Annotated in this window: 12 protein-coding genes and 1 pseudogene; 4 read left to right on the top strand and 9 right to left on the bottom strand. The window is 49.0% G+C overall.

Annotation, left to right across the window (positions count from 1 at the left end):
- From WCE46_RS01575 to WCE46_RS01545, 7 genes and pseudogenes are all read right to left on the bottom strand, one after another.
- A pseudogene (locus WCE46_RS01575) lies at positions 1 to 136 on the bottom strand (tetrahydromethanopterin S-methyltransferase subunit A); the annotation flags it as partial.
- 1 nt (position 137) lies between these two features.
- Positions 138 to 431, bottom strand: a complete 294-nt coding sequence (mtrB, locus tag WCE46_RS01570) for a tetrahydromethanopterin S-methyltransferase subunit MtrB (protein WP_424731946.1) — start codon at positions 429 to 431, stop codon at positions 138 to 140.
- 2 nt (positions 432 to 433) lie between these two features.
- Positions 434 to 1,285 carry a tetrahydromethanopterin S-methyltransferase subunit MtrC gene (mtrC, locus tag WCE46_RS01565; RefSeq protein WP_424731945.1) on the bottom strand — a complete coding sequence of 284 codons (852 nt, stop codon included), beginning with the start codon at positions 1,283 to 1,285 and terminating at the stop codon, positions 434 to 436.
- Positions 1,286 to 1,294: 9 nt separating this feature from the next.
- A complete protein-coding gene (mtrD, locus tag WCE46_RS01560; protein ID WP_424731944.1) occupies positions 1,295 to 2,128 on the bottom strand; it encodes a tetrahydromethanopterin S-methyltransferase subunit D in 834 nt (277 codons plus the stop codon).
- On the bottom strand, positions 2,125 to 3,027 hold the full coding sequence (mtrE, locus tag WCE46_RS01555; protein ID WP_424731943.1) for a tetrahydromethanopterin S-methyltransferase subunit E: 903 nt from the start codon (positions 3,025 to 3,027) through the stop codon (positions 2,125 to 2,127). The genes mtrD and mtrE overlap by 4 nt, the downstream gene beginning before the upstream one ends.
- A gap of 349 nt (positions 3,028 to 3,376) precedes the next feature.
- Entirely contained in the window at positions 3,377 to 3,514 is a 138-nt protein-coding gene (locus WCE46_RS01550; RefSeq protein ID WP_424731942.1) for a hypothetical protein, read from the bottom strand.
- Between the two features lie 10 nt (positions 3,515 to 3,524).
- The gene (locus tag WCE46_RS01545) at positions 3,525 to 4,028 is read right to left on the bottom strand and encodes a hypothetical protein (RefSeq protein WP_424731941.1); all 504 of its coding nucleotides are present in this window, start codon (positions 4,026 to 4,028) and stop codon (positions 3,525 to 3,527) included.
- A gap of 248 nt (positions 4,029 to 4,276) precedes the next feature.
- On the opposite strand from WCE46_RS01545, the gene WCE46_RS01540 reads away from it, so the two are divergent.
- Positions 4,277 to 4,855 (top strand): flavodoxin family protein, encoded by a 579-nt coding sequence (locus WCE46_RS01540; protein WP_424731940.1) that lies wholly within the window; start codon positions 4,277 to 4,279, stop codon positions 4,853 to 4,855.
- A 51-nt stretch (positions 4,856 to 4,906) separates the two neighbouring features.
- Here the strand turns inward: WCE46_RS01540 and WCE46_RS01535 are convergent, their stop codons facing one another.
- Together WCE46_RS01535 and WCE46_RS01530 are read right to left on the bottom strand one after the other, a co-directional pair.
- Positions 4,907 to 5,419 carry a hypothetical protein gene (locus tag WCE46_RS01535; RefSeq protein WP_424731939.1) on the bottom strand — a complete coding sequence of 171 codons (513 nt, stop codon included), beginning with the start codon at positions 5,417 to 5,419 and terminating at the stop codon, positions 4,907 to 4,909.
- Positions 5,420 to 5,630: 211 nt separating this feature from the next.
- Positions 5,631 to 5,867 carry a hypothetical protein gene (locus WCE46_RS01530; protein ID WP_424731938.1) on the bottom strand — a complete coding sequence of 79 codons (237 nt, stop codon included), beginning with the start codon at positions 5,865 to 5,867 and terminating at the stop codon, positions 5,631 to 5,633.
- A gap of 303 nt (positions 5,868 to 6,170) precedes the next feature.
- Between WCE46_RS01530 and WCE46_RS01525 the strand changes: the two genes are divergently transcribed.
- From WCE46_RS01525 to WCE46_RS01515, 3 genes are read left to right on the top strand one after another with little or no spacing between them, the layout of a single operon-like run.
- Positions 6,171 to 6,728: a hypothetical protein gene (locus WCE46_RS01525; RefSeq protein ID WP_424731937.1), complete on the top strand. Its 558-nt coding sequence runs from the start codon at positions 6,171 to 6,173 to the stop codon at positions 6,726 to 6,728.
- Between the two features lie 3 nt (positions 6,729 to 6,731).
- Complete coding sequence (locus WCE46_RS01520) at positions 6,732 to 7,334, top strand: hypothetical protein (protein WP_424731936.1); 603 nt, start codon at positions 6,732 to 6,734, stop codon at positions 7,332 to 7,334.
- Positions 7,321 to 8,712 carry a hypothetical protein gene (locus WCE46_RS01515; RefSeq protein ID WP_424731935.1) on the top strand — a complete coding sequence of 464 codons (1,392 nt, stop codon included), beginning with the start codon at positions 7,321 to 7,323 and terminating at the stop codon, positions 8,710 to 8,712. The genes WCE46_RS01520 and WCE46_RS01515 overlap by 14 nt, the downstream gene beginning before the upstream one ends.
- The last annotated feature ends 364 nt before the right edge of the window (positions 8,713 to 9,076 follow it).

The raw sequence follows: 9,076 nt of genomic DNA, 5'->3' as shown, positions 1-9,076 counted from the left end.
CGCCTGCATCACAGATACCCTGTTCATCGAGGTGGGAACCCATGGTGATAACAGCAACGCAGCTGTTTGCATCTCCTGAGTGGAAGTCGCCTTTTACAAGGGGCCATCCACTTGCCGGTGATTTCTTGTCTGCCATATCAGCCCACCTTTACCAGCTGGAATGCAATGACTCCTGCAATGAGTAGTCCGATGGCAAGCCCGTACCAGAATGCACTGATGCTGCCACCAATGGTGAGGGTCTTCTCACGGCCCGGGAAGGATGCGACATAGTTTCCTTCTCCTGAGAGCATGTTGACCAGATCGTCTGCTGATGCCTCAAGGGAGGTTACCTTTTCCGCCACGGGTGAGAGTGACTCGCCGGCGCTTGTGATAATGCCGACCATGGGGTCAGCGACAAGTCCGAATTCCGGAAGAACAATGACGTATGCCATAGTTAGTGTCCCTCCACGTCGGGAATCGGCTTTGAGTCAAGCCATGCATATGCATCGCGCTTCGAGAGTTTGATGTACTCGCAGTAGGTGTAGAGCCAGCCGATGAGTGCAATGACGAGCGAGATGATGGCTGCTCCGGTACCGATGAGGGCAAACGACATGACGGCTGCCACGATCATGCTCAGGAACCCGCACTCTGCGGTGAGCATGAGCATCCGGTCCTGTTTCCAGCCTGGTCCCAGGCACGCGTTGAACGGGTGCTGGATTGCGATTGCTCCGAGCAGGAATGCAACGGCCGTAAGCCCGCCACCGATGAACGAGACCTGGTAGCTGGGCATGGACAGTGCGCCAAACAGGGTTACGGATCCGGTGGTCAGGCCGGTGAACGTGAAGCTGCCGGTGATAAGGACAGCAAAGCCCATGAGGGTGAGTGCACCGACAACGGCGAGCTCAGTGAGCGACTGGATCATTACCGGGATCTTCATGTTGAGGACATCGTTTGCGAGGTACCCCAGAATGAGCCCGATGACTGCTGCAAGGACGAGTGCAACGATGGGTGCTGCAATGCCAAACTTGGTTGCAAGAAGCATTGCAATGACACCGGAACCGAATGCGATCATACCTGCTGAAGGTACACCGGTACCGATACCGTAACTGCACAGCACCTTGATGGTGTTGCTTCCCCAGATGAGGGCTGCAATGACGGCAAGTCCGCCGAAGAACGAGAAGTACGCGGTGTTGGTGTATACATTGAGATAGGAGAGGTACAGGCACACGAGGGTGCAGACGAGTCCTGCGACCAGGATCTTCGGGTGCGGGACGCCTCCTTCAATTACTTCAACTTTAACGGTCATTTCAACACCTCAGATCGTGACGATCAGGATCGCCACAAGCCCGCAGAGCGCCGATGCGACCGCGGATGCAACGATGGCCCGTGGCCAGCGCTTGAACTTGGGGTCGTGCGGGCCCTCGATTGTTCCTGTGATGTTGTAGGCAGTCAGCACCGCGTTTACAAGGAACATACCGATGGCAAACGTTCCTGCGACGGAGATTGCGATCGGGAGCACCTGAGCTGCGGATGCATTCATGACAGTCGGGAGTGTTGCCTTGTAGAGGCCGAGGAGTTCGAGGTAGATGAGCGTTCCGCCCGCTCCACCGAGAACACCGCCGATGACACCGCCCACAAACGAGACGAACGGAAGACCGTGGCCTTCGGTACCCTGCGATTTGTATTCAGGCTGGGTGTCCCCGGTGATCGGGTCCTTTGCTACCTTGCCTGAGGCCGCGGGTATACCCATGCCAAAGACGTAGACGAAGTTCACCATCATACAGGTGATGGCCATCATCATTCCGCCGCCGACTCCACCGGTGATGACTGCGATGACGAGTCCCTGGTCTGCTGCCCAGGCGCCGCCAAAGAGTCCGGCGAGTCCTGCGCCTGCGGCAAGCATCGCGACACCGGTTGCGATACCGGGTGCCTGACCCATTGCTGCGGGTGCGCCGCCGACCGGCACGAAGTGGACACCGAATCCGATCAGGACACCGCCGATGATAACGCCGATCAGGGCCATGAGGCCGAGACCCGGAGAGACCACGTAGGCGATCCCGAGAAGGATGATGAGCAGTACAACACCGACCACCATGGCGGTGGTGTTGATTGCCGAGCCTGCTGCCGGCTTTGCTGCGATTGCGGTCATGGTGCTGCCTCCTTTACCGGGGCCGTGTAGGGTCCGTAGTTCTTGCGTGCCCAGACCTCGATGTACCTGTCAACGATAGTGAAGATCAGGATGATCAGGATACCGACAATGATCGCTCCCCATCCGGCTCCGACCTGATCGAAAACGATGGTACGCCAGAGTTCAAGGAATACGATCAGGCCGAAACAGAGTCCCGATGCGGGCCCGCCGAACTTTGCGGTGAAAAATCCGTTGTCGAGCGAGTTGCGTTCTCCGGCCTCTGCATACCGGACGATGTTGCCGGATGCTGAGATGGGGACACCGGCACCGAACTTCTGGTTCTGGTACTGGCGTTCCTTGCCGTAGTATGGGTTACCTGTTGCTGACCCTGCAGCCCCGAGGGTAATTCCCCAGATGAACCCGAGCAACGGCAGCGGGAACGGGTGTCCCAGTGCGGTGTTGATCAGGTAACAAATGGTGGTCGTACAGAAAATTGCAACAAAGGCATGAGCCATGGCAACCGTTGTCATGGACTTTAAGATATCCACGTAGACCGGCTGGCCGAACTTGGAAAGACTTGCGGTTCTGCCCAGGTATGCGGTTGTCGCATAGACTCCCTGAACGAAGACTGCAAGAATTGAGCCCAGGACGATTGCGAGGACCGCGTTTACCTGCATAGCCAAAAAGGCCCATGCAAGTCCAGCGCCCAGAGCACACCAAAGCCCGTATGCCGGGGGTTCTCCGGCGACCGCCTTATTGAATATGCGGTGCACGAAACCCATCTGCGGTGCGAGCTGAACCTGTGAGTTCGGGTCTCCCTGCGACCCGATGTTGGATTCAGTATCTTCCGCGGAACCGGCTACGGTGGCAAGAGCTCCTGCCAATGCAGTAATTCCTATGCCAAATACAATATGTTCCATTTAGCCTCCTCCCTGCGTGCGAATGCACGAGAGTATTCAAAATGCAATGCCACGCACATCGAGTTAAACTCTTTGTGGTTAGTGTAAAATTAGTGAGATCTTGATTAAAAGGTTTCGAAACTATATTCGGAAAATCTGGGTATTTAAAGCCTGAATTATAAAACCGGGTCTCATAACGGATTATTTGTTCATGCAGGGTTGCGTTAATGAAAGACAGGTTGTGTTGGGGGCAAGCCGCCTTGCTCCGGCCGACGTGGACTGATGGGTGGAGACTCAGTTCTCCCTGCAAAAACCGTCCCGGCACCCGGCGGGAGGGGGAGCCCCACCCCCTCCTTTGCCGATTTTCGCATTATGGGTGCTTGTTGTTCTCTGATTCTTCCATGTGGTCGAGGACCCGGTCCCACATGACGAGCAGACCGGGAATTACCACGTAGGCGAGCAGTCCTGTGCCGAGGAATGCTCCGGTGATGATGATCGAGGTGTCCATGGCGCTCACCTCATGCGAGGGCCGGAACGCTGTCTGCCCAGGTCTCGATCCGGGTCCGGATGCTGTCGTCCTCGTAGGACGAGATGGTGACCTGCTGGCGGGTGAAGTTCACGTAGAACATCTCCCCGCTGGGGTCATGGCACCTGAGGGTTGCCGAGTAGCTGTCCCCGTCCGCGGTGTGGACCGGTGTGCCGCCGTGGGCCGTGCTGTTCGGGACGTTTGCGAGGATGGCTGCGATGCCGGCGGCAAAGCCGGCGACCGAGTCGTACGTGTCTGCTGCCCTGCCGACGACTTTCGCGTCCTCGTCCTGGTACACGATTCTTGCCGTGTACGTCTCCCTGATCTTTTCTACGGGCGGGTGGCTGGCGCCCGAGCTCATATACGATACACACCCGAACGGATTGTTCAGGATAACGGACTGGATCATCGCGTTGAACGCGCTGATGTCGCCGATGGGTTCCGCAAGTTTGCGGACCGCACTCTTCACGTTTGTGCTCTGTGTGAAGTCTGCCATTTTTTTCATCTCCTTTTTTGTTTGTTGTCTCGGGGCGCCCGTTGACACATACCTGTGACACATATGGGGTATTACGCGTGCGCGGAGGGTTGTAATCCGGGGCTTAAACATGGCCGGTTCCGGGATCCGGGAAGTTTGGCGTGCAAAAAGAGGAAAATGAGGGCAGGAAGAACAGTATTCTGTATCCTGTGAGCCCGGATACGTGACAGAATAGCTATATCCTTCCATCAGACATACAAAGAAAAAAAATGAAGATCATCGGAGTTATTGCAAGTCCGCGGAAAGAAGGCAATACCGCCTGGACCGTAAACAAAATACTCGAAGGTGCGAAGGAACAGGGCGCCGAAACGCAATCCTGGTATTTCAGCGATCTTGATATACAACCGTGCCGGGGTTGTCTTTGCTGCCACGACGGGAGCGATCGGGGTTGTAGTATCAATGACGACATGCAGGAACTGTACGGGGCGATTGAGCAGGCCGATGCCCTTGTCCTCGGCTCGCCGGTTTACATGGGGCAGATGAGTGGTCAGGCGAAGATATTTACCGACAGGTTGTTTGCGCACATCTCTCCGCGGTTCTCACCGCATTACAAAGAAAAAGTCGCGAAACAGAAACTGATTCTTGTGTTTACCCAAGGCAATCCGGATCCCGGCATGTTCCAGGTATATTTTGACTATACGAAAAAAATGTTTCAGATGCTGGAATTTGATGTTAACGAGGTAGTTGTTGTTGCCGGTATGCGAAATGAACCGGCGCATGAAAGAAAAGATCTGAACACGGTCATGAAAAATATTGGTTCATCGCTGGTTTCGGAACGAACCGGATAATATCAGAACTCGTTTGCTCTAGACCTTCTAAAAAAGAAAAAGTGTGGGGTTTTACTTCCCATCTCCCTCCATCATATCCTTCGCCAGCCAGATGCCGCCGGGGAACACATCGTAGAACCTCCACCGGCACTGGGGCGAATAGACCCAGAGCATCTTTCTGATCTGCGAAGAGGACTGCATCTCCCGGAGGTAATCGATCTCCTTTTTGCACTCACGGACAACCGTGGGTGCATCCGGCAGGGCTTTGCGTGAGCGGACTACCTCAATAATAAGCGTCGCTTCCGGCCGGATGGCAAAGATGTCGATAGGGATCTTCGATTTTCTCACCAGTACCGGGAGATACCCACGGCAATCCAGGATGCGCATCGCGTCGATGATGATCGCATTGCAGCGGATATAGTTCTCCGGGCCAGCGGTCAGTTCACCTCCCGTTCCTGCCCGGCAGGTTACTCTTGTCTCACCTGCGATCTTCCCGCAGGGATTAATCCGGTTGCTGTACGAGGCACCGGATGCCATCGCACCCGGCGTAATCACGTCCTGTTCGTTGGTTTCTGAGTACTGCATGGTTTTCACTTCTTTTCTGATTCCTGGTGTTCGTCCTGCGATACGGGGAGGAGCGCGTCCGCTCATCCGAATATGTCAAAAACGCCGGCCCGGGAGAGATCGACAGCCCCGGCCCTGTGCCGAAACTATCACCCTGCTATGCGAAGCGGTACGCGGAGCCGTTTTCGCACTATCTAATACTGGCACGTACCAGCCACGACCGGACCGGCGGTCACCGACGTATAAGAGAAGAGGCGGGCGATACGCTCCCGGCCCGGGCACCCGCTGCATGCATCCCGGAACCGGTGATCAGGTGAATCGGTAAGTTCAGTTTGTCAAAGAGCCCGAAGAGCCCGCACACGAGCGTCATGGAGAGGTAGCAGAACGTCGCGATGCGGCGGGCGACCTTCTTTTGGTACCCGGCCTTCGCGACCTTCCTCGTTACCCGTGTGCAGAAATCCAAGGACATTGTGATTATTTTTTCAAGGATACGGCAGGTTATATAGCCAGCGATAGATTCGAATATTTTGGTAGTTATTTCGGGAATCCGGGGGTTATGCGGGGCCGGATGAGTAAAGCCGTGTGGTTAACTTAATCGGGGAGCGCGGGGGGTGCTAATCACAAACCTTTACTTTCATGCCACACGGTCTTTCATTTATAAACTACTGTTTTGTAAAGATAAATTAGTTATAAAGTAAAATGTAAATGCGAATTATCTCAAATAACGGACAATTGAAAGATTTGTGAGTTCCCGAATAAAGAGAAAATGTGTATGGTAGACAGACTTAAAGCACTTGAAAATTTTGTATTGCTTACATTAGGTGCTATAGATAGACCTGTCTCTATCCTGCATCTGGAGAAAGAAGTATTTTTGCTTTGGAATTTCCATCCAGATATTCATCATTATCTTAATTTTGTTAAACATTATAAAGGGCCATATTCCGAGGAAATCTCGAAAATAATTCGTAATCCTTTTTATTTAAACAATTGTTGGGAGTATTACCCGCCACCCCCATCGGATGAATTAACTGGAGGGTATGTAGAATTAACAGATACTGGACGTCAGGAATACAAAAAATTTTATTCAGAGGCTAAAAAAAGGGAATCCTTATTACCGCTTCTATCGGGAATAAACATGGTAAGGGAGATCTATGATAAACTGTCTCCGGAGGAATTATTGCTTTTAATTTACTCAACATATCCCGAATATACGGAATATTCGAAAATTTACAATAATATTAAACGGAAACGGGTATCTCTTGCGAAAAATTTGTTAAAAGTCGGTCTAATTGACACTGAACGATTTGAAGAAATTACAATTGACGCTTAAAATATGACTGAAAATATTGTCGCAGATTCATCGTTTTTCTGTTGTTGCGAAACCGACATCCGCAAAAGGGAAGTATTGCTTTTATTGATGTCAAAATATGACTTTTTTATAGGTAATAAATTGCAGAATGAAATTCCGAATTCCTTATTAATTGATGAAGTGTTTGTTCATTCAATCTATGTAAAAGAGGAAGATTTTTTTGAATTAATTAGACCATTTTTTAAAAGATCAAAAAAACATGAAGATGATGGTGAATATGAAGCAATAGGAATTGCCTATCACCTCAATGAACATTATAATTTGAAATTTCTAATTTTAGATGATTCTGTCGCTTATAAATTTGTGAAAGCAAATTTCAAAGATTTATCAAATAAATTGACTAGGACAATTGGTTTTATTAAAAATTGTTGTTATATCGACAAATCACTCTCTCCGGAAACCACTCTTAAACTCCTTTTAGAAATGAAAAAAGCATTTGAAACATATGAAACAATTATATCGGATAGAAAAGTGCGGCCATGTAGTTTAGATCGCAAAATATACAGCGCAATCCTTATCCCGTTGATTACCCAATTACAGGATGATAATAAAAATGGAAGAATATGATCCTCACATAACGGTCGATCCTATTACCTCTTCGTTGAAACATCCCGATTATTGTGTTCGTAAAATCACTTTTGATAATTTGAATCGGTCCGTAGAGACTCCATTTAAAGTATTTTCTGGGCGTAAATTATCTTGGGATGTCTTCAATAGTTTTACCTCATCAATTGATGAAAAAATTGTAGAAAACGGACGTTATGTAAGAGGATATGATGCTTGGAATGATCTCAGATATTTACTAACTAAAGCAAGTGGGGATGAACGCAACCAAAAACTTACAGCGTTTTTTAAAATTGATAGTAAATTATGGGAAAATCTTTCACTCACTACATTATCATTAGTTTTCCCCAAAAATCCATATAAACAAATTGCTATTACTAAAGAGACAAAAGGGGAAAAAACGACCCGACATATCGAACCCTTTGATGAGACTAGTATCATCTTTCTTTTAAATTTTATTTATTCAAGATCTAAAGCTTGTGTATTAGTCCCAGATATCAAATTATTAGATAGTAATAATAGGCCCCTTCTTTCAATTGGAGAATATCTGGATCATGTTGATAACTCCATAAGGATTCTCTCGCAATGGAACAAGAAGCCAATTTTTGCTCCATTACAATTAAACCTTCCAGTAGAGGATATTGAGAGAATATTAGATCATTATGCGGAGAAAAAATATTCAAATATTTGGCTAAATTTTTTAGCTCGCCAATGCGATGAGTCCTATATCGCGAATATCCGATCAATTAGAACATTGATTAATAGCAAAATGAGATCCGTGACGCCTGTCTTATACTATACTCATATCCAAAAAGAGATCACTCCGAACATTCAAGCTGAAAAGGTACCTGCATCTGATATCTTGACGCAATTTAATGGAGCCGATTTTGTAGGCATTAACAAAGGAAAATATGATGATAATCCGGGTTTTTCACTTGAAGGCGAAAAAAGAGATTTTGAGCAAGCGAGGAATTTAGGTATCTCATTAGAGAAATATAAAGCGATGAAACAATATCATAAAAATCGGTTATTTGATCCTAATAGTTACTATTATTATAACTTGAATTTATATCCCAGAGATTTGCCTCAAAAAGTTGATCTCCTTAATGAAAGCGTTAATCAGATATCTAATGGAATTTTGTTGTACTCTGAAATTGAACGAACTCGGGCATATGCGTTAGAAATTGCACCAAAAAATGTAGAAAAATCGATAAAAAGGGAGTTAAAAGAAAAACAAAAATCTAATCCAACTAAAACCTTGAAAGACTATATCCTCTCAAAACAAGCATTGGTGGATTTCCCTCAATTAAGAAATCAGTTAACTGATACATTGTCTCGACAACATACGTTATTGGAGGATCTTGGAAGTCTTGGGGATTGATTAAGTGACAACTTTCCCAATCCTCCCCAGGGGGCCTACCCCCCACCCGCTCAGCCACAAGGGGGGAGAGGGTACCCCCAGCTTAAAGGAAAGAGGGTGAGGGGGGTGAGGGGGTATCCCCCTCCCCCTTTGTCCGGATCCTGCCCCTTTTCTGCATGGCTGCATCCTGTGGTTCGCATGGAACTTCCAGCGTGAGATGAATGGTGTGCGGTTTTTTTAGGAACTCCTGCAGATCGCCCGGCCGGGACCGATGGGGAGGGGGATACCCCCCACCTGCCCGGTCACAAGGGGGGGAGGGTACCCCCGGGTTAAAGGAATGAAGGGGAGGGGGGTGGGGGTATCCCCCTCCCCCCCTTTTTGGGAT

The organism is Methanoregula sp., from assembly GCF_049690535.1.
In the GTDB taxonomy this organism is placed as follows: domain Archaea; phylum Halobacteriota; class Methanomicrobia; order Methanomicrobiales; family Methanospirillaceae; genus Methanoregula.
This window is presented reverse-complemented; position numbering and strand designations above follow the sequence as displayed.